Annotated in this window: 17 protein-coding genes, 1 tRNA gene and 2 pseudogenes; 16 read left to right on the plus strand and 4 right to left on the minus strand. The window is 67.4% G+C overall.

Annotation, left to right across the window (positions count from 1 at the left end; all coding sequences use genetic code 11):
- Window positions 1–15: 15 nt before the first annotated feature.
- From ABD104_RS22545 to ABD104_RS22565, 6 genes are all read left to right on the plus strand, one after another.
- Complete coding sequence (locus tag ABD104_RS22545) at window positions 16–300, plus strand: ribbon-helix-helix domain-containing protein (RefSeq protein ID WP_087841070.1); 285 nt, start codon at window positions 16–18, stop codon at window positions 298–300.
- A 41-nt stretch (window positions 301–341) separates the two neighbouring features.
- Window positions 342–593, plus strand: a complete 252-nt coding sequence (locus ABD104_RS30355; protein WP_371696010.1) for a type II toxin-antitoxin system RelE/ParE family toxin — start codon at window positions 342–344, stop codon at window positions 591–593.
- A 215-nt stretch (window positions 594–808) separates the two neighbouring features.
- Window positions 809–1,777, plus strand: coding sequence for a Bug family tripartite tricarboxylate transporter substrate binding protein (locus ABD104_RS22550; RefSeq protein ID WP_087841068.1), 969 nt, complete (start codon window positions 809–811; stop codon window positions 1,775–1,777).
- Between the two features lie 41 nt (window positions 1,778–1,818).
- On the plus strand, window positions 1,819–2,178 hold the full coding sequence (locus ABD104_RS22555; protein ID WP_343928236.1) for a DUF2946 family protein: 360 nt from the start codon (window positions 1,819–1,821) through the stop codon (window positions 2,176–2,178).
- 67 nt (window positions 2,179–2,245) lie between these two features.
- Window positions 2,246–2,734, plus strand: a complete 489-nt coding sequence (locus ABD104_RS22560) for a copper chaperone PCu(A)C (RefSeq protein ID WP_343928237.1) — start codon at window positions 2,246–2,248, stop codon at window positions 2,732–2,734.
- 137 nt (window positions 2,735–2,871) lie between these two features.
- Window positions 2,872–3,690 (plus strand): alpha/beta hydrolase, encoded by an 819-nt coding sequence (locus ABD104_RS22565; protein ID WP_087841065.1) that lies wholly within the window; start codon window positions 2,872–2,874, stop codon window positions 3,688–3,690.
- 13 nt (window positions 3,691–3,703) lie between these two features.
- Here the strand turns inward: ABD104_RS22565 and ABD104_RS22570 are convergent, their stop codons facing one another.
- Window positions 3,704–4,303, minus strand: coding sequence for an IMPACT family protein (locus tag ABD104_RS22570; protein ID WP_087841064.1), 600 nt, complete (start codon window positions 4,301–4,303; stop codon window positions 3,704–3,706).
- Window positions 4,304–4,376: 73 nt separating this feature from the next.
- On the opposite strand from ABD104_RS22570, the gene ABD104_RS22575 reads away from it, so the two are divergent.
- The 4 genes and pseudogenes from ABD104_RS22575 (at window position 4,377) to rnhA (ending at window position 6,806) form a co-directional block, all read left to right on the plus strand.
- Window positions 4,377–4,452 (plus strand) — tRNA-Asn (locus ABD104_RS22575).
- Window positions 4,453–4,630: 178 nt separating this feature from the next.
- Window positions 4,631–6,040 (plus strand): MATE family efflux transporter, encoded by a 1,410-nt coding sequence (locus ABD104_RS22580; RefSeq protein ID WP_132980357.1) that lies wholly within the window; start codon window positions 4,631–4,633, stop codon window positions 6,038–6,040.
- Between the two features lie 85 nt (window positions 6,041–6,125).
- Window positions 6,126–6,245 (plus strand): annotated as a pseudogene (locus ABD104_RS22585) (DUF5710 domain-containing protein); the annotation flags it as partial.
- Between the two features lie 93 nt (window positions 6,246–6,338).
- Complete coding sequence (rnhA, locus tag ABD104_RS22590; protein ID WP_343928245.1) at window positions 6,339–6,806, plus strand: ribonuclease HI; 468 nt, start codon at window positions 6,339–6,341, stop codon at window positions 6,804–6,806.
- Window positions 6,807–6,826: 20 nt separating this feature from the next.
- On the opposite strand, the gene ABD104_RS22595 is transcribed toward rnhA, so the two are convergent.
- Window positions 6,827–7,744 (minus strand): LysR family transcriptional regulator, encoded by a 918-nt coding sequence (locus ABD104_RS22595; protein ID WP_279819954.1) that lies wholly within the window; start codon window positions 7,742–7,744, stop codon window positions 6,827–6,829.
- A gap of 121 nt (window positions 7,745–7,865) precedes the next feature.
- On the opposite strand from ABD104_RS22595, the gene ABD104_RS22600 reads away from it, so the two are divergent.
- Window positions 7,866–8,840: a Bug family tripartite tricarboxylate transporter substrate binding protein gene (locus ABD104_RS22600; protein WP_279819952.1), complete on the plus strand. Its 975-nt coding sequence runs from the start codon at window positions 7,866–7,868 to the stop codon at window positions 8,838–8,840.
- Window positions 8,841–8,891: 51 nt separating this feature from the next.
- Window positions 8,892–10,079 (plus strand): alpha/beta hydrolase family protein, encoded by a 1,188-nt coding sequence (locus ABD104_RS22605; protein WP_279819950.1) that lies wholly within the window; start codon window positions 8,892–8,894, stop codon window positions 10,077–10,079.
- Here ABD104_RS22605 and ABD104_RS22610 read toward each other — a convergent pair.
- Window positions 10,076–11,380: a pyridoxal phosphate-dependent aminotransferase gene (locus tag ABD104_RS22610; protein ID WP_233146089.1), complete on the minus strand. Its 1,305-nt coding sequence runs from the start codon at window positions 11,378–11,380 to the stop codon at window positions 10,076–10,078. The two genes, ABD104_RS22605 and ABD104_RS22610, sit on opposite strands and share 4 nt — an antisense overlap.
- 171 nt (window positions 11,381–11,551) lie before the next feature.
- On the opposite strand from ABD104_RS22610, the gene imuA reads away from it, so the two are divergent.
- From imuA to ABD104_RS22625, 3 genes are read left to right on the plus strand one after another with little or no spacing between them, the layout of a single operon-like run.
- Window positions 11,552–12,304, plus strand: coding sequence for a translesion DNA synthesis-associated protein ImuA (gene imuA, locus ABD104_RS22615; protein ID WP_343928238.1), 753 nt, complete (start codon window positions 11,552–11,554; stop codon window positions 12,302–12,304).
- Window positions 12,234–13,703, plus strand: coding sequence for a Y-family DNA polymerase (locus ABD104_RS22620; RefSeq protein ID WP_343928239.1), 1,470 nt, complete (start codon window positions 12,234–12,236; stop codon window positions 13,701–13,703). Before imuA ends, ABD104_RS22620 begins: the two co-directional genes overlap by 71 nt.
- A gap of 6 nt (window positions 13,704–13,709) precedes the next feature.
- Window positions 13,710–16,877, plus strand: a complete 3,168-nt coding sequence (locus ABD104_RS22625; protein WP_343928240.1) for an error-prone DNA polymerase — start codon at window positions 13,710–13,712, stop codon at window positions 16,875–16,877.
- A 298-nt stretch (window positions 16,878–17,175) separates the two neighbouring features.
- On the opposite strand, the pseudogene ABD104_RS22630 reads toward ABD104_RS22625, so the two are convergent.
- Window positions 17,176–18,266: pseudogene (locus tag ABD104_RS22630) on the minus strand (IS3 family transposase).
- A gap of 182 nt (window positions 18,267–18,448) precedes the next feature.
- Here ABD104_RS22630 and ABD104_RS22635 point away from each other — a divergent pair.
- Window positions 18,449–19,021, plus strand: coding sequence for a DUF4236 domain-containing protein (locus ABD104_RS22635; protein ID WP_343928241.1), 573 nt, complete (start codon window positions 18,449–18,451; stop codon window positions 19,019–19,021).
- Window positions 19,022–19,097: the final 76 nt, after the last annotated feature.

Raw genomic sequence — 19,097 nt, forward strand, 5'->3', positions numbered from 1 at the left:
TATCGGGAGTGATTCATGCCCACTACGCTGGAACGCCTGACAATCACCATGCCATCGGAAATGGCCGCCTCCATCAAGCAAGCCGTGGATGACGGCGAATACGCCTCGACCAGCGAGGTCGTACGTGAGGCCTTGCGCGAATGGAAGACACGCCGCCAACTGATGCTCAATGAACTATCCGCCCTCAAGGCGGATATCGACCAGGGCTTGGTCGACGTAGCCGCAGGCCGAGTCAAGACCTTTGACGCGGACCGCATCATCGCCCGGGGGAAGCAGCTATTAGCCGCACGCTCCAAATAACCGACAGCGCCGAACAGGATCTGGCGGAAATCTGGTCGTATATTGCCGAGGGAGCTTCGGAGGCGACCGCTACCCGGTTCCTGAACAAGCTGTACGGAACGTGCGAGCGATTGCTGGCATACCCTCTGGGACATCCGGAACGGCGACAACTCGGGCGGGACCTGCGTGTGGTCTTCCACGGGGCCTACGCCATCTACTATCAGGCAAGCGAAACCGCAGTCGTGATCGTGCGCGTTTTGCACGGCATGCGCGACCTTGGAGCCATCGCCGACCAAGGTGGGTTCGATATCTAAAGCCACGGCTGCCACCACGCCTGGAACCGCGCTGGCGCGGGCGGTTCCCGCCTGAAACTTCATTCAACATTCAATCTTGATCAACACCGGACCGTCCGGTAATTTGCCGCAGCACGGCCGGTCCGGCGCCTGTGTTCCGCAGCATGTCAGGCTCCGGCCGTTCCCATGACGAGGCGGCGAGCATCCATCGCGCCCGCACCACCGGAGAAGACACCATGCAGAGACGCGCCTTGCTGTCGGCCGCGCTGGCGGGCCTGGCCTGCGCGGCCGCCGCGCCCGTCAGGGCCGATACGTTCCCTTCCCGCCCCATCCGCTTCGTCGTGCCTTTCGGCCCCGGCGGCGGCACCGACATCGTCGCGCGGCTCATCGCTCCCTACCTGTCGGCCGAACTCGGCCAGCAGGTGGTGGTGGAGAACCGTCCCGGCGCGGGCGGCGTGATCGGCTCCAACATGGTGGCCAAGGGCCCCGCCGACGGCTACACCATCCTGTTCGCCGACAGCGCGCGCACGATCGCGCCGTCCATGCAGAAGGACCTGCCGTTCGACATCGCGCGCGACCTCGATCCCATCGGCCTGATCGGCGGTACCCCCCTGCTGCTGCTTGCCCATCCCCAGGCACCGGTCAAGACCCTGGACGAGCTGGTCAAGTACGCCAAGGCCAATCCGGGCAGGCTGACCTACGGCAGTTCGGGCAACGGCACGCCGCAGCACTTCGCCGTGGAGCTCTTGAAGTCGGCCGCGGGCATCGATCTGGTGCACGTGCCCTACAAAGGTGCGGCCGCCGTGGTGGCCGACGCCGTCGGCGGGCAGATCAACCTGGCCTCGGCCACCTATGCGCCGTCGGCCGAATACATACGCAGCAACCGGCTGCTGCCGCTGACGGTGATGGAACCCAGGCGCCTGCCCGCCCTGCCCGAGGTGCCGGCCGCGGCCGAGCGCTATCCCGAAGTGATCATGAGCATCTGGTTCGGCATCATGCTGCCCATGGGGGTCGAGCCGGCCGTCCGCGCGCGGCTGGCCGAGGCGGTCGGCAAGGTCGTCGCCAACCCCGAGTACGCCGACAGGCTGCGCGCCGCCGGCTTCGAACCGATGCGAGAGACCGCGCCCCAGATGAAAGCCCGCATCGAACGCGAGGTGAAACTGTTCGGCGACGTCGCGCGCAAGGCGGGCATCAAGCCCGAGTAGCGCGGCAGGCCCCGGAGCGGGACTGGGGTATCATCCCGCCCATGGCCGTTCATGCTTCCCCGCGCTTCGTCTGGCTGGCACTGCTGTGCGTGCTCTGGCACACGGCCAAGCCCGTCGCGCACGCATCGGCGGGCCCGCCGCCATGGCTGTCCGTGCTGTGCACGGCGCAGGGCAGCGTTCCCGCGCCCCAGGATCCGCGCGACGGCGATCCGCATGCGCTGGCCGCCCTGCAATGCCCGCTATGCCTGGCCGGCGCCCATGCCGCCCTGCCCCCGCCCGCCGTGCAGGCGCAGATCGCGCCCGCGCGCGACCTCGGCCAGGCCTGCCGGCCCACCCGGGCCCTGCCGTCCCTGCCCATCCCGCCCCACCTGCATTTCTCGTCCCGCGCGCCGCCGGCCTGAGCCCATGCTCTCCTCGACGCGCCACGCCGGCAGGCTTTGCCGGCCATATTTCCAAGACGAGACCCTCATGCAGATTCGTACGTTCACCCTGTCGCTGCTGTTTTCCATGCTGGCCGCCGGCCAGGCCGTCGCCCACGACTATACGGCCGGCGCGATCCAGATCAACCACCCCTGGAGCCGGGCCACCGTCACCGGCCAGCCCGCCGGAGGCGGTTTCCTGAAGCTGACCAACAAAGGGGCCGACGACAAGCTGATCGCCGTCCGCGCCGACATCTCGGCCACCGCCGAACTGCACACCATGCAGATGGACGGCGACATCATGCGCATGCGCCAGGTCGACGGCATCGCCCTGCCCGCGGGCCAGACCGTCGAGCTCAGGCCCGGCGGCTACCACATCATGTTCATGCGCCTGAAAGCGCCGCTCAAGGAAGGCACCAGCTTCCCCGCCACCCTGGTCTTCGAGAAGGCGGGCGAGGTCAAGGTGGACTTCAAGGTCGAGCCCGCCGGCGCCGGGGCAGGTTCGGGCGGCCATGGAGCGGGCGGCCATCGCCACTGACGCGGCGGTCCGTGCCGGGAAGGCCGGCACGGGTCTTGCAATCGAACGAGAAAGGATGAATTCTTCTATTTCGGACACTTTTGGTTGCAAACCGTGCCCTCGATAGCCCTGCCCCCTGCCCGGACCGGAACTGCCGAATGACTGCGCTGTACAACGGAATGACCCGGGAAGCGCTGGACGCTTCCTACAACAATTCCGCCGCCGTGCTCAACAGCGCGGTGCTGATGGCGGAATTCGACGAACGCAGCGCCAAGCTGCGGGCCGCCCATCCCCAATACCTGGACCTGCGCTACGGCCCGGCTCCCCGCAACCGCATCGACTATTTCCCCGCGGCCCGTCCGGGACCGCTCATGGTCTTCATCCATGGCGGCTACTGGCAGACGCGCTCCAAGGAAAACTTCAGTTTCCTGACCGCCGGGCCGCTGGCCCATGGGCTGCACGTCGCGCTGGTGGGCTATACCCTGGCGCCCGAGCAGTCCCTGGACGGCATCGTCGGCGAAATACGCGCTGCCTTGGGATGGCTGGCACGGCAGGCCCCACAATGGGGCACCGATCCCGAACGGATGATCGTCAGCGGATGGTCCGCCGGCGCCCACCTGGCGGCCATGGTCCTGGACGAGCCGGGGGTATGCGGCGGCCTGGCCATCAGCGGCGTCTACGATCTCGAGCCCATACGCCTGAGTTACCTGAACGACAAGCTGCGCCTGTGTCCGCCCGACGTCCGGCGGCTCAGCCCCCTGCATCGCCCGCTCAGCCAGCGCGAGCTGGTCCTGGCCTACGGCGCCTCCGAACTGCCCGAGCTGCAACGCCAGTCCGAGACCTTCGCCGCCGCGCGGGCGGGCTTGCCCGGCGAACTGCTGCGGCTGCCCGATCGCAACCACTTCACCATCCTGAACGACCTGGCCTCGCCCGAAGGCATCCTGACCCAGCGCGCGTGCCGCCTGGCGGGGCTGTAGGAACGGCCCCGCCTCACGCCTCGTCCCGCACGGCCAGGACGGCGCGGCCCCGGCTCAGGTCGGACAGCATCGTTCGCAGCGCCTCCAGGCGCGGCCGCGGCACGCTCAATGCCAGCGTCGCGCCCTGTTCGTCGAAAAGCTCGCCGAGGACCTCGGCGCCGTGCTCCTTCAGCCGCGCCTTGAACAGCGGCAGCTCGGCGAAGGTGCAGGCGACCTCGGCCTCGGCCAGGTCCAGCAGCGGCACCCGGCGCCCCAGCCGCAGGCAGTTGGCCGCGCAGCCGCCATAGGCGCGCGCCAGGCCGCCCGCGCCCAGCAGCGTGCCGCCGAACCAGCGCACCACCAGCACCGCCACGCGATCGCAGGACTGCCCGTCTATGGCCTGCAGGATGGGGCGGCCGGCCGTCCCGCCCGGCTCGCCGTCGTCGTTGAAACGGTACGCGGCGCCGATGCGATAGGCCCAGCAGTTATGCGTGGCCGTGGGGTCGGCATGCCGGGCGAAGAAAGCCAGCGCCTCGTCGGCGCTGGCCACGGGCGCCGCGTGGGCGACGAACCGGCTCTTGCGAACCTCCTCGCGGTAGCTGCAAGGCGCCTCGAGCGTGAAGAGGGAACTCATGCGGCGAGTTTACCGCGCCCCTTGCGCCTTGCTTTGACGAACGTCATTTTTCTGCTATATTTGCGGGCTCCTTTCCCCGATAGCTCAGTCGGTAGAGCGACGGACTGTTAATCCGCAGGTCACTGGTTCGAACCCAGTTCGGGGAGCCAAGATTAAAAATGAAAACGGACGCCCCCGGGCGTCCGTTTTCATTTGTGCGGTCCGGTCGCTCGGCAGGGATAATGCGGGGACCAATAAAAAAACAGGGACCAATAAACAGAGACAACACGTCAGAGACAACACGTGCCAGCCAACGCTTCCCCCCTCACCCATCGGCGCGTGCTTGCGATGGCCCTGCCCATCGTCCTCGCCAACCTGACCCAACCCCTGATGTCCGCGGTGGACACCGCCGTGGCGGGCCACCTGCCCGGCCCCGAATACCTGGCTGGCGTGGCGCTGGGGGGCCTGCTCTTCAGCTTCCTGTTCTGGGGCTTCGGCTTCCTGCGCATGGGCACGACCGGGCTCGTCGCCCAGGCCTGGGGCAAGGGCGACGAACAGGCGCTGGCCGCCAGCGTGGTGCGGGCGGTATCCCTTGCGCTGGCCATCGGCCTGGCGCTGCTGGTGTTGCAGCGGCCCCTGATCTCGCTGGTGCTGGGCCTGCTGGGCGGCAGCGCCGAGGCCACGCGCCAGGCCATCGCGTATTGCTCGGGCCGGATCTGGGCGGCGCCGCTGGCGCTGGTCAACTACGTGGTGCTGGGCTGGCTGCTGGGGTGCCAGCGCGTGCGGCTGGCGCTGGCCCTGCAGATCCTGATCAACGTGGTCAACCTGGGCGCCGTGCTGCTGTTCGTGCATGGCTTCGGCCTGGGCGTGGCGGGCATAGGCGCGGCGACCGCGGTGGCCGACGGCGCCGGCACGCTGGCGGGCGGCATCCTGCTGTGGCGCTCGCACCGCGCCGCCTGGCCGCGACTGCGCCTGGCGGTCTTGCGCGACGCCGCCGCGATGCGGCGCCTGGTCGGCATCAATTTCCACATCTTCGTGCGCACGGCCTGCCTGCTGGCCAGCATGGGATGGTTCGCCCACCTGGGCGCCACCCAGGGCGACATGGTCCTGGCCGCCAACGCGCTGCTGCTGAATTTCCTGACCTTCATGGCCTTCGGCCTGGACGGCTTCGCCCATGCGGCCGAGGCGCTGGTGGGCGCCGCCGTGGGTGCGGGCGACCGCCCGGGCCTGCGGCGCGCCGTGCGGCTGTGCATGAGCTGGGCCTTCGCCGGCGCGCTCGCCTATGCCCTGGTCTACCTGGCCGTGGGTCCATGGATAGTGAGCCTGCTGACCGACCAGGCGGCGCTGCGCGAGACCGCCGGCCGCTTCCTGCCCTGGCTGGCGCTGGCGCCCATCGCCTCGGTCGCGGCCTACCTGTACGACGGCATCTTCATCGGCGCCACCCAGACCCGCGCGCTGATGCGGGCCATGCTGGTCTGCGGCGCGGCGTTCCTGGCGCTGTCGCTGGGCTTGCTGCCGCGGCTGGGCAACCATGGACTGTGGCTGTCCTTCCTCGCTTTCAATGCCCTGCGCGGCCTGACGCTGCACCTGGCCGCGCCGCGCACGCTCTATCGCGAGTTCCGGACCGGGCGGCCGCACGGCTGGACAACGTGTAACCAGTTATCCCCGCATCCTGTGGACAACGTTGGGGACAGCCCTGGAACAGGACGAAGCGACCCGCATCACAGCAGGCTCCGAGGTTCCCCGCCCACGAAATGAGCAAGGCCCGTTCCCGGCGTGCCGCCTTGACAACCGCTTGCCGCGCCGATTAAGGTCTCGCCCCTTGCATAGAATTGGTGACTCCATGGTTGTCTGGCTGAAAGTGCCCTTTGCCGAGAAAGACGAAGCCAAGGCGCTCGGGGCCAGATGGTCGCCAGCGCAGAAGAAGTGGTACGTCAAGGACGGCGCCGATGCCGCGCCCTTCCAGCGCTGGCTGGATGCCGACGCGCCCTCGCCAGCTCAGGCGCCCCCCGCGCCGCAGCCCACGGGGGACGAAACGCCCCCGGCCGGCGGCGCCATCGTCTACTGCGACGGCGCCTGCCGCGGCAACCCCGGCGGCCCAGGAGGCTGGGGCGCGTGGATCCGCACCACCGAGGCCACCGTGGAAATCTTCGGCGGCTCGCCCGACACCACCAACAACCGCATGGAACTGACCGCCGCCATCGAAGCGCTGCGCTGGCTGCCGCAGGCCTGCGAGGTGGTCGTCTACACCGACTCGCAATACGTCGTGAACGGCATGACGCAATGGCGCCACGGCTGGGTACGCAAGAACTGGAAGGACGTCAAGAACGTCGAGCTGTGGAAGGCGCTGATCGCCGAGGCCGACCGGCATCGCGCAACCTTCCGGTGGGTGCGCGGACATAGCGGGCATCGCGGCAACGAACGCGCGGATGCGCTGGCCAACGAAGGGCTGGACCACGCCAAGCGTACCGGCCGCGGCGAAGTGGTGGTGCGCATCGTGGCCGAGCACGGCGCCGCAGGATAACGGCCGGCTATCGGCGGACCTCAGGCAGGCAGCCGGATCGCCCGGTCAGAAGCCCCCAGGTCCCTGAGCGTGTCGACCAGGATCTCCTGGAACTTCGTGATGCCCAGGCTGATGGGCCGATCGATGCGCCGCACGAGATAGCGCGACAGAAACAGGCCCTTCACCGGGCCGCCGTCGAAGTCCCCGCGCTTGATGTCGGCGCCTATGCCGGAGTACGGCGAAATGTGGGCCCCTACCCCGCGGCGCACGAGATCCTTGATGACCTGGAAGGCATCGGTCTCCACCGTCACGTTCAGCGCCACGCCCAGGCGCGCGGCCTCGCTCTCGATGTGCTGGCGCGCCAGTTGCGCGCGTCCGGGCTGGATCAGCGGCAGCCCGGCCAACTCCTTCAGCGAGTAGGTCCTGAGCGCATGCCGGCTTTTGCGGCGGCGGGGCATCATCACCCAGAACTCCTCGTCGCACAGGTGCGTGCTGACGAGCAGCGGATTGGCGCCCCCGGCCAATACCGCGAGGTCGAGCCTGTCGGCCAGCAGCCGGTCGCGCAATTCGTTGCTCAGGCCCTCGTACAGGTCGAACGTGGCCTGCGGGTACATCTTCTGGAACGCGGCCGCGACCGTGCCGATCACGAAGCCGCCCAACGAAGGCGGAAAGCCGATCCGCAGCGTGCCGGCGACAGTGGTGCTGGACGCGATGACGTTGGCGCGGACTTCGCGCACCAATCGGAAGATGGCCTCGGCTCCCGACAGCAGCCGCATGCCGGCCTCGGTCGGTTCGACGCCGCGGCTGTGGCGGAACAGGAGCTGCACGCCCAGTTCGTCCTCCAGCAGCAGCACCTGCCGCGTCAGCGCGGGCTGTGCGATGTGCAGCGCCACCGAGGCCTTCGTGAAGCTCTTCAACTGCGCGACGCGCACGAAATACCGGAGTTGAACCAGATCCATCGCTGCCTCGCCATGCGTTTTCGCTATCGAATTATTTTATAGCTCGCCCCGAAAAACGGCATTTCTCCTGCGCCGCGAGTCCGTCCAGAATGTCCTGGCACATGAACAAGACGGAGACACCATGCAACGCCATCTCATCGCGCCGCGCCTTGTCCTTGCCGCCGCGTCGCTGCTGATCGCGGCCACGGCGGGCGCGCAGGCCTATCCCACCCGGCCGATCCGGCTGATCGTGCCCTTCCCCGTGGGCGGTTCCACGGATACCTATGCCCGCCTGGCCGGCAAGCTGCTGGGCGAGGCGCTGGGCCAGCCCGTGATCGTGGACAACCGCGCCGGCGCCACCGGCCTGATCGGCAGCCGATTGGTCAAGGATGCGCCAGCCGACGGCTACACGCTGCTCTACACCACCAACAGCGCCCACGTCATCGGCCCGCTGCTGCACAGGCAGCACACCTTCGACCCGGCCGCCGATTTCACGCCCATCACCGAGGCGCTGCGCTTTCCCGCCTACCTGGTGGCCTCGGCCAAGCTGCCGGCCAGGACCTTCAAGGAATTCCTCGCCCTGGCCAAGTCCCGGCAAGGCGCGTTGAGCTACGCCAGCGCGGGCACCGGCGGCGGCAGCCACCTCGCCTGCGAACAGATGCTGGATGCGGCGGGCATCAAGGCCCTGCACGTGCCCTATTCGGGCGCGGGGCCGGCACAGACCTCGGTCATCGCCGGAGAGGTGGACTTCCTGTGCGACTCCGTCGGCAATTCGCAGTCCATGGTCCGCGCGGGCAAGATGCGGGGACTGGCGCTGGCCGCCGCGCAGCGCTCGCCCGCCATCCCCGACATCCCGACCATGCGCGAGGAAGGCGTCCCGGTGGAGGCCTACGTCTGGCAAGGCGTCTTCGCGCCCAAGGGATTGCCCGCCGGCATACGGGACAAGCTGGCGGCGGAGATCGCCCGGGTCATGCGCATGCCCGAGATGCAGGCCCGCCTGCAAAAAGACGGCTACGACCTCGTGCTCCAGCCGCCCGACCAATTCGCCAGGGACCTGGTCGCCGAGCAATCGATGTGGGCCAGGCTGATCGCCGAGAAGAATATCAAGGCCGACTGACCTTCGCCGGCGCCACCGCACTTTCCACGCAACCACGAATGGACATCGACCATGTTTGAATACTTCGGCGACAACTACACCTGGAATATGGCCGTCAACCTGGCGCTCGGCATGGGCGCCGAGATCGGCGAGCTCGACGACGCCTCCGGCCCCGTCAAGGAAGCGTCGCGCCGCGGCGACCCGCATGCGGCCGAGATCCTGTTCGCCGCCTGGACCGGGCTGGCCGACCGCGTGAAGGCGCTGGCGCAGCAGGACCTCCAGCACGATCGCACCTACAGCGCGGGCCGCAAGTTCAAGCGCGCCGCCATCTACTACGTGCAGGCCGAACGCATGCAGGCGCCGCGCTTCCCTGGCCGGGACGCGGCCTTCCGCAACATGCTCGAGTGCTTTCGGCGCTACGCCGAGCTGACCGGCCAGCCCGTCGAATGGGTGGACGTGCCCTACCAGGGCACCACCCTGCCGGCCCTGTACGTCCCGGCGCGCGAGATACCGCCCGGCGGCGCGCCCTGCATGGTGCATTTCGACGGACTGGACGTGACCAAGGAGATCCTGTACCTGATGGGCATGGGCGAGGCCTTGCGCGAGCGCGGCGTGTCCGTGCTGCTGGTGGACAACCCCGGCGTGGGCGAGGCCTTGCGCCTGCAGGGCCTGACCAATTTCCCCGAGGCCGAGGTGCCCGCCTCGGCCTGCGTCGACTACCTGGAGGGACGCGACGACGTCGATGCCTCGCGCATCGGCATCATGGCATTGTCGCTGGGCGGCTATCACGCGCCGCGCGCCGCCGCCTTCGAACCCCGCCTGCGCTGCTGCGTGGCCTGGGGCGCCAACTACGACTGGGGCGCGACCCAGCGCTACCGCCACCAGAGCCAGGACCCGCGGCTACCCGTTCCGCATTACTGGGAACATGTGATGTGGGTGTTCGGCCAGACCACCATGGAAGGCCTGCTGGCCACGGCGGACCGCATGACGCTGGAGGGCGTGCTGCATCGCATACGCTGCCCCATCCTGGTCACGCACGGCGAGAACGACCGGCAGATCAAGCTGGTCCAGGCCGAACGCCTGGTCGCCGAATGCGTGAACAGCCCCAAGGCGGAGCTGTTCGTCCATACGCTGCGCGATGGCGGCGCCGAGCATTGCAGCGTCGACAACCTGGCGCTGGGCGTGGACGCCATCGCTGACTGGATCGGCGCAACCATGCGGGAGCTTGGGCAGCGCCCGCAGGATCGACGCCCGCGCTAGCCGGCCTTCGCCCCGAACTTGGCCGGCACGACGACGGCACGATCGTCCGCGCCGGCCTCGGGCGACGCCGGCGCCTTCCTGGCGTGCTTGAGGCGGTAGTCCTCGAGGAACTTGGCGATGCGGCCGATGGCCTCGCGCAGATCCGCCTCGTGCGGCAGGAACACGATGCGGAAGTGGTCGGGATGCGGCCAGTTGAACCCCGTTCCCTGCACCAGCATCACCCGCGTGGCTTCCAGCATCTGCAGGAAGAACTGGCGGTCGTCCTCGATGGGATACACCTCGGGATCCAGCCGCGGGAACATGTAGAGCGCGGCCTGCGGCTTGACGCAGGTCACGCCGGGAATGGCGGTGATCAATTCATAGGCCAGGTCGCGCTGCTGGCGCAGCCGGCCCCCCGGGGCCACCAGGTCGTTGATGCTCTGGTAGCCGCCCAGCGCGGTCTGGATCGCCCACTGGCCCGGCACGTTCGCGCACAGCCTCATGTTGGCGAGCATGTTCAGGCCGTCGATGTAATCGCGCGCGGCGCGCTTGTCGCCCGAGACCACCAGCCAGCCCGCGCGGTAGCCGCAGGCGCGGTAGCTCTTGGACAGCGAGTTGAAGGTCAGCGTCAGCACGTCGGTGGACAGGCTCGCCAGCGCGGTGTGGCGGGCGTCGTCGTACAGCACCTTGTCGTAGACCTCGTCGGCCAGGATGACCAGCCCGTGCTCGCGCGCGATGGCGACGATCTCCTGCAGCACGTGGTCGGGATAGACCACGCCGGTCGGGTTGTTCGGGTTGATGACCACGATCCCCTTGGTGCGCGGGGTGATCTTGGCCCGGATGTCGTCCAGGTCGGGAATCCAGCCCTTGGCCTCGTCGCACAGGTAGTGCACGGGCGTGCCGCCCGACAGGCTCACGACCGCCGTCCACAGCGGGTAGTCCGGCGCGGGCAGCAGCAACTCGTCGCCGTCGTCCAGCAGCGCGTTGGTGGCCATCGCGATCAGGTCGGAGGCGCCGTTGCCCAGGTAGATGTCTTCCAGTGTCACGCCCTGCACGCCCTGCGCCTGGGTGTAGTGCATGACCGCCTTGCGCGCGGCGAAGATGCCCTTGCTGTCCGAATAGCCCGCCGAGTTGGGCAGGTTGCGGATCATGTCGAGCTGGATTTCCTCGGGAGCGTCGAAACCGAACACGGCCAGGTTGCCGATGTTGAGCTTGATGAGCTTCTGGCCTTCGTCTTCCATCTGCTTGGCCCTGTCCATGATGGGGCCGCGGATGTCGTACAGGACGTGGGCTAGTTTGTTCGATTTGTTGATGGGTTTCATGCACGGTCTTCCGGAGAGTGGGGCAGCAGCGCTCCCAAGCCAAGATACTAGAACATAGAACACGAAATCCCCAAAAAGCGGGGGGCCGCCTCGGCGTTGCGATGGCTTTCCACGGCTTGACTCGATCACTGTATATTTATACAGTATCCTGCCGTAAACCGTTGTTGTCCCATGCCTTCTGCCGGAATCTCCACGCCGCGCGCCAGCACCGCGATCCATCCCCTCCTGTGGCGGGGATCGCAGCTTGCCCGCAACTGCCGCCCCGGCCTGGATACCGGCCATGCCGAGCTTTCCCGCCAGTTGCCCGACGGCGGGTGGCCGCTGGGCAGCCTGACCGAACTGCTGCTGCCGCAGCCGGGCATAGGCGAAATCCGCCTGTTGCTGCCGGCGCTGCGGCAATTGCCCGCCCAACGCAGCATCGTCCTGCTCCACCCGCCCCACCAGCCGTCCGTCCAGGCTTGGCAAGCCCATCGCTTCGCCAGCCGGCAACTGCTGTGGGTCGCGCCCGCCCACGCGGCCGACGCCCTGTGGGCGGCCGAGCAAGTCCTCAAGCAAGGGCATTGCGGCGCCCTGCTGTACTGGGCCTCCCGCCCGCCCGCGACCGCCCTGCGCCGGCTGCACCTGGCCGCCCAGGCCGGCGATACCGCCTTCTTCCTGTTCCGCCCCGCCGAATCGGCCCGCCAGGCATCGCCCGCGCCGCTGCGCCTGCTGTTGCATCCCGCCGGCGACCAACTGCGCGTGGACATCCTCAAGCGCCGCGGCCCCGTCCACGACACCAGCCTGCTGGTGCCGCTCGCGCCTTCGCGCGCGGCTCCGGCCGCGGGTTCGATTCCCGCCTTTTCCGAGCCTTCCCATGCGCCTGTGGATCAGCGTCTACCTGACGCACCCCAGCCTCGACGCACTGAGCCCGTCCTGGCCGGATGACGCGGCCGGCCCGCTGGTGGTCCTCGAACACGAGGCGGTGGTGGCCGTGACGCCTGCCGCCGCGCAACTGGGCGTGCGGCCGGGCATGCGCAAGAAAGGCGCCGGCGCCCTGGCCCCGCATGCCGCGTTCATCCAGCGGGATATCGAGCGCGAACGGCAACTGCTCGATGCCGCCGCGCTGGCCATGCTGCAATACACGCCGGAAGTCACCCTTGGCCCCGACACCAGCCTGCTGCTCGACGTCCACGCCAGCCTGCGTGTCTTCCGCGGCCCCCTGGCGCTGTGCCGGCGCATCCGGCGCACGCTGGAACAACTGGGCTGCCGGGCCCGCGTCGGCATGGCGCCGACCGCCCATGGCGCCTGGCTGCTGGCGGCGCGGGCCACGCCCGGCCCGCGCCGCGTCCTGCGGCTGGACCGGCTGCTGCGCCGGATGGACCCACTGCCCTGCCTGCTGCTGCCGCCGGCGCGGCCGCACCAGGCCTGGCTGGACGGCATAGGGTGCCGTACCCTTGCCGCCCTGATGCGGCTGCCGCGCGCCGGCCTGCAAAAGCGCTGCGGCCACGCCCTGCCGCACATGCTCGACCAGGCTCGCGGCCAGGCGCCCGAGCTGTTCGACTGGATCCGCGCGCCGCTCCGGTTTTCCGCGCGCCTGGAACCGATCGCCCGCCTCGAGCACACCGCTGCCGTCCTGATCGTGGCCCGCCGCCTCGTCCAGCAGCTCGTGGGATGGCTGGGCGCTACGCATACAGCGGCCAGCGCCATCGTTCTCCTGCTGGAGCACGAACGCGGCCGCCACGCCCGGCCGCCCACGCGGCTGACCGTGGCCCTGGCCCAGCCCGGCTGGCAGGCCGATCACCTGCTGCGCCTGCTCAAGGAACATCTCGAACGCCTGACGCTGGAAGCGCCGGCCATCGCCGTGGCCCTGCACGCCGACCAGCTCGTCTCCCGCGCCGCGCCCTCCGAATCCTTGTTCACCGATCCCGGCGGCACCCCGGCCGACCACGACCGCCTGCTGGAACTGCTGACGGCGCGGCTGGGCGCCGACCGCGTGCTGGCCGCCCGGCCACGCGCCGACCATCGGCCGGAAGCCGCCAATTGCTGGCAACCGGCCTTGTCGGCGTCACGTACTGGTCCTCAGGACATGGCCTTCGAGGCCGAACGCCCGCTGTGGCTGCTCGCGCAGCCCATTGCCCTGGTCCTGCGCGGCAACCGGCCCTACTACGGCACCCCGCTGCGCCTGCTGCGCGGCCCCGAACGCCTGGAAAGCGGCTGGTGGGACGGCGCCCCCATCTCGCGCGACTACTTCGTGGCCGAAAGCGAAAACGGCATCCGCTACTGGCTCTACCTGGACCAGGCGCTGGACGAACCGCGCTGGTACCTGCACGGGCTCTACGCCTGAATCGCCATGTCATCGCCCCCGCCCTCGCTCCCTTCCCTGCCCGGCTATGCCGAACTCCAATGCCTGAGCAACTTCACCTTCCTGCGCGGCGCCTCCTGGCCCGGGGAACTGGTCGAGCGCGCCGCCGAACTGGGCTACACGGCCCTGGCCATCACCGACGAATGCTCCCTGGCCGGCGTCGTGCGCGCGCACGAGGAAGCGAAGAAACACAAGCTGCGCCTGATCCTGGGCAGCCAGTTCCGGCTCGACGCCCAGGACGGCATCCCGCCCCTGGACCTGATCCTGCTGGCCACCAACAAGGAAGGCTACGGCAACCTGTCGGAACTGATCACTTATGCTCGCATGCGCGCCGCCAAGGGCAGCTACCGCCTGCTGCCCGGCGACCTTTCCCACCCCGAGCCCGGGCATGCTCATCTGCGCTGCGTGCCGGACTGCCTGGCCATCCTCGCGCCCGCCCACGGCGTCGCCCGCGATGTGCTTGCCGAACAGGCCGACTGGCTGGCGCGGACCTTTCCGGGGCGATGCTGGATGGGTTTGTCGCTGCTCAATCGCGCCGGCGACGGCCCCCACCGCCAGACCGTCGAAGACGTCGCCCGCACGATGGACCTGCCCGTCGTGCCCCTGGGCCAGGTCGAGATGCACGTCCGCTCGCGCAAGCCCTTGCACGACACGCTGTGCGGCATCCGCCTGCGCCAGTCCGTGGCCGAATGCGGCTATGCGCTGGTGCCGAATGCCGAACAGCACCTGCGCGCGCGTGTGCACCTGGCACAGGTCTACGGCGCCGAGCTGATGCGGGAAAGCCTGCGCGTGGCCCGGCTATGCACCTTCAACCTGAAGGAACTCGAGTACGAATACCCCGAGGAACTGGTGCCGGCAGGGGCCACGCCCGCCACCTACCTGCGCGACGAAACCTATGCCGGCGCCAACAGGCGTTTCCCCGAAGGCATCCCGGACAAAGTGCGCGATCAACTCGAAAAAGAACTCGCGCTGATCAGCGAACTCCAGTACGAGGCCTACTTCCTTACCGTCCACGATCTGGTCAGGTTCGCCAAGAGCCGCCGCATCCTCTGCCAGGGACGCGGATCGGCCGCCAACTCCGCGGTCTGCTTCTGCCTGGGCATCACCGTGGTTCCGCCCGACGACAACTCGCTGTTCGGACGCTTCATCAGCAAGGAACGCAACGAGCCGCCGGACATCGACATCGACTTCGAACACCAGCGGCGCGAAGAAGTCATCCAGTACATCTACGAGAAATACGGACGGCGCCGCGCCGCGCTGACCGCCGTCGTCATCAGCTACCGTTCGCGCAGCGCGCTGCGCGACGTGGGGCGCGCACTGGGCATCGACCTGGCCCTGGTCGATCGCGTCGCCAAGGCCCACCAATGGTGGGACGGCAGGAAGAACCTGCTGAACCGTTTCGAGGAATGCGGACTTGCCGCCGACTCGCCCGCGGCGCAGCTGTGGGCCAAACTGACCGAGCAATTGCTGGACTTTCCGCGCCACCTTTCCCAGCATCCCGGGGGCTTCGTCATGTCGCGCGGGCCGCTGTCGCGCCTGGTACCCATCGAGAACGCCGCCATGCCCGACCGCAGCGTCGTGCAATGGGACAAGGACGACCTGGACGCGGTCGGCCTGCTCAAGGTCGACGTGCTGGCGCTGGGCATGCTGACGGCGCTGCGGCGCGCCCTGGAATTCGCCAGCCAGCGGCAGCAGAGGCTGCTCGATCTCTACAGCATTCCTCCCGACGACTCGGACACCTACGACATGATCTGCAAGGCCGACACCATAGGCGTCTTCCAGATCGAGTCCCGCGCGCAGATGAGCATGCTGCCCCGTCTGCAGCCGCGCAATCTGTACGACCTGACGATACAGGTCGCCATCGTCCGGCCCGGCCCCATCCAGGGCGGCATGGTGCACCCCTTCCTGAAACAGCGCGAACAAGCACGCCTGCACGGCCCCGCCCGGATTCCTTATCCCAGCCCCAAGGTCCGCAAGGCCCTGGCCCGCACCTACGGCGTGCCCATCTTCCAGGAACAGGTCATGCAGATCGCCATGTACGCCGCCGGCTACAGCGAAGGCCAGGCCGACGAACTGCGGCGCTCCATGGCGGCCTGGCGGCGCAAGGGCGACCTGGCGCAGCACTACGAACGCATCGTCACCGGCATGCTGATCCACGGCTACGACCGCGCCTTCGCCGACTCCATCTGCCGCCAGATCCAAGGCTTCGGCGAATACGGCTTTCCCGAATCGCACGCCGCTAGCTTCGCGCAACTGGCCTATTCCAGCTCCTGGCTCAAGCGGCACGAACCCGAAGCCTTCCTGGCCGCCCTGCTCAACAGCCAGCCCATGGGGTTTTATTCGCCCTACCAGCTGATCCAGGATGCCCAGCGCCATGGCGTGGTCGTCCTGCCTGTCGACGTGCTGGTCAGCAATTGGGACGCCACCCTGGAAGACACCGGCGGCGAACGTCCCGCCGTGCGGCTTGGACTGAACCAGGTGCAGGGCTTGTCCGAAGAAACCGGCCTGCGCATCCAGGCCGCGCGCGAACAGGCGCCCTTCCAGGACGCCACCGACCTGGGCCGGCGCGCCGATCTCGATCGGCATGCCTTGCAGGCCCTGGCCGCGGCCGATGCACTGCGCCGCCTGTCCGGCCACCGCCGCGCCGCCCTGTGGGAAGCCACCGACAGCGTGCCCCAGCGCGACCTGCTGCGCGATGCCATGGTGCACGAACAGGCGCCGCTGCTCGACATGCCCAACGAAGCCGACGACATCCGCGCCGACTACGAAGCCTTGAAACTCACCCTGCGGCGCCATCCCCTGGCCTTGCTGCGCGACCGCCTGGCGCGACGCGGCTTCGTCCCCGCCGAAGCCCTGCACACCTACCCCGACCGCCGCCTGGCGCGCGCCTGCGGCATCGTCACCGTACGCCAGCGCCCGGGCACCGCCAAGGGCGCGGTCTTCGTCACGCTGGAAGACGAAACCGGGCAGGTCAACGTCATCGTCTGGCCGGGGCTGGTCGAACGCCAACGCAGGGAACTGGTGGGGGCGCCGCTGCTGGGGGTGTATGGCACGTGGCAGTCGCATCAGAACGTGCGGCATCTGCTGGCCAAGCGGCTGGTGGATTTGACGCCGTTATTGGGGAGCTTGGTTGTGTCGAGCAGGAATTTCCATTGAGAGCCGGATCGGATGGAATTGTTCCTGCAAGCCCTGGGCGAATGTAGGTGCGTCGGGGTCTGCTTTCGACCTATTACGGGTCAAGAACTCACGCCGCCTCTGGCATCACCCACAGAGTCGGCAAACCAGGGAAATGGCCCCAATGCGACCATTGCGCATTAACCTGGCCTGCGGGCCGCGAGGCTAGCCCCCATTCCGGAGGATCCGGAAAACCATGCCAGGTATTTTGGATCAAGATCAGATCTTCTGACCTGCCGGGTTTCTTCGGACCACTGGATGCTTGGAAAACGGCTTCGGTTTAAGTGGCAACTAGGCCGCACTGTAATCCAAATGCGTAGGGGGTCAGGTTTTTTAGACTGGAATGCGGCCTGACCTCGTTGTAATGTCGTCGCCACGTATCGATGACGACCTTCGCTTCGATGCGATTACGGAACCATTTCATCGCCAGGCATTCATCTCTGAATTTTCCATTGAAACTCTCTGCTGTTCCGTTTTGCCAGGGTTCGCCGGGATCGATTAATGCCATGTTCAGGCCTTGCTGGGTAGCCCAGCGCAGTAGTGCGCGTGAGACAAATTCCGGGCCCCTGTCGGACCGAAGAACGCGCGACGCACCCCGCACATTTATCAACTGGCTGAGGACCTCGATGACCCGAGTCGAACGGATCGAACCCGCGACATCGATCGCCAAGGACTCTCGGGTGTACTCGTCCACGACGGTCAGACATTTCAATTGCTGGCCGTTGGCACAGGCATCGAATACGAAGTCGTACGCCCATACCTGATTGGCCGCTTCGGAAGTGGCAGGTCGCGGTCGACTTGCCTCAAGCCGGCGCCTTGGCCGTTTGGGCGGCACTTGCAGACCCGCGCCACACCACAGCCGATAAGCGCGATCGGCGCTCATCGGCAGCCCCTGGCGCTCCAGAAATACCTGAATGCAACGATAGCCATAGCGAGGGTATTACGCCGGCAACGCCATCATCGCGGCCAACACCGGGGCGTCGCCCTCGGGTAACCTCGGCTCGTAACGCAATGATGATCGGGCAACCGATAGCAGCGTGCACGCCCGTCTCTGCGACAGCCCTCGGTTCACCGCAAAACCGACTTGCTGGCGACGGACGCACACGCTCACCACTTTTTTGCCGTGATCTCCTTCATCACCTCGACCTCGAGATCACGCCCTGCCAGGATTTTCTTCAACCGGACGTTCTCCTACTCCAACTGTTTGAGCCGGCGAACCTCGTCGCTGTTCATCTCGCCGAAGCGCTGGCGCCAGTTGTACAAGGTCTGCTCGCTCACTCCGTGCGCCTTGGCCACGGCTGCCACGGAGCTTCGATCAGCCTCGCGCAGCATGTTGACCATCTGCTCTTCTGTAAACCGGCTCTTCTTCATGACTTCCTTCTCGGTTGGAAGCCATCCTCTCAAGTTTCCGCTGGTACGAAAATCTCAGGGCAGGTCATCCTGGCTTATTGCGAAGGCGACCCCTCGAACAGGTTCCCGACGAAGCCCCATTATGTAACTATTCGTGATATATAAGGAACAGCAAGCGGAATACAAAAACCTAAGGAAGAGGCATGGCGCTACGCTTTCGGCGATCCATCAAACTGGCGCCAGGCATCCGCATGAATGTCAGTGGATCAGGCGTGAGCTGGACGCTCGGGCCTCGCGGTGCGACGGTCGGTATCGGCAAGCGCGGTGCCCGCTTGAATACAAGCTTCATGGGGCTTTCCTCCAGCCAAGCCCTATCACGTCCTCCCCCCCGCCCTCGCCAAACCACGCCGCGCGCGTTGCTACCACCAACCCGAGCTATTCCGCTGACCTGCTCGGTGGATGACGACGGCGTACTGTCCTTTCAGGATGAACACGGCAACGTCTTGGACGATGCTCTGGTCGAAGTTGCCAAGAAGCAAAACCGCAGTGCCATCCTGGGGTTGATTCAACGCAAGTGCGACCAGATCAACGGGGAATTGGACGCACTGACTACCATTCATCTGCACACGCCTTCCCCCTCTACGCCGCCACGGTTTCATCCCGAACCCTATTCGGTGTCGCCGCCGGCGGCACCGGTGCCACTCCGACCACGTTGGTGGGAGAAATTCCTAGCCAAACGTCTGGAAAAGCTTGAAGTGACCTGCTCCCCAATTTAGTACGAAACCAAATTAGAGTCTGCGGTTAAAAAACTGTCTGCAAACTGCTTGGGCGTCAGATACCCGAGCGAACTGT

Source organism: Pigmentiphaga daeguensis (assembly GCF_039523035.1).
GTDB lineage: Bacteria > Pseudomonadota > Gammaproteobacteria > Burkholderiales > Burkholderiaceae_B > Pigmentiphaga > Pigmentiphaga daeguensis.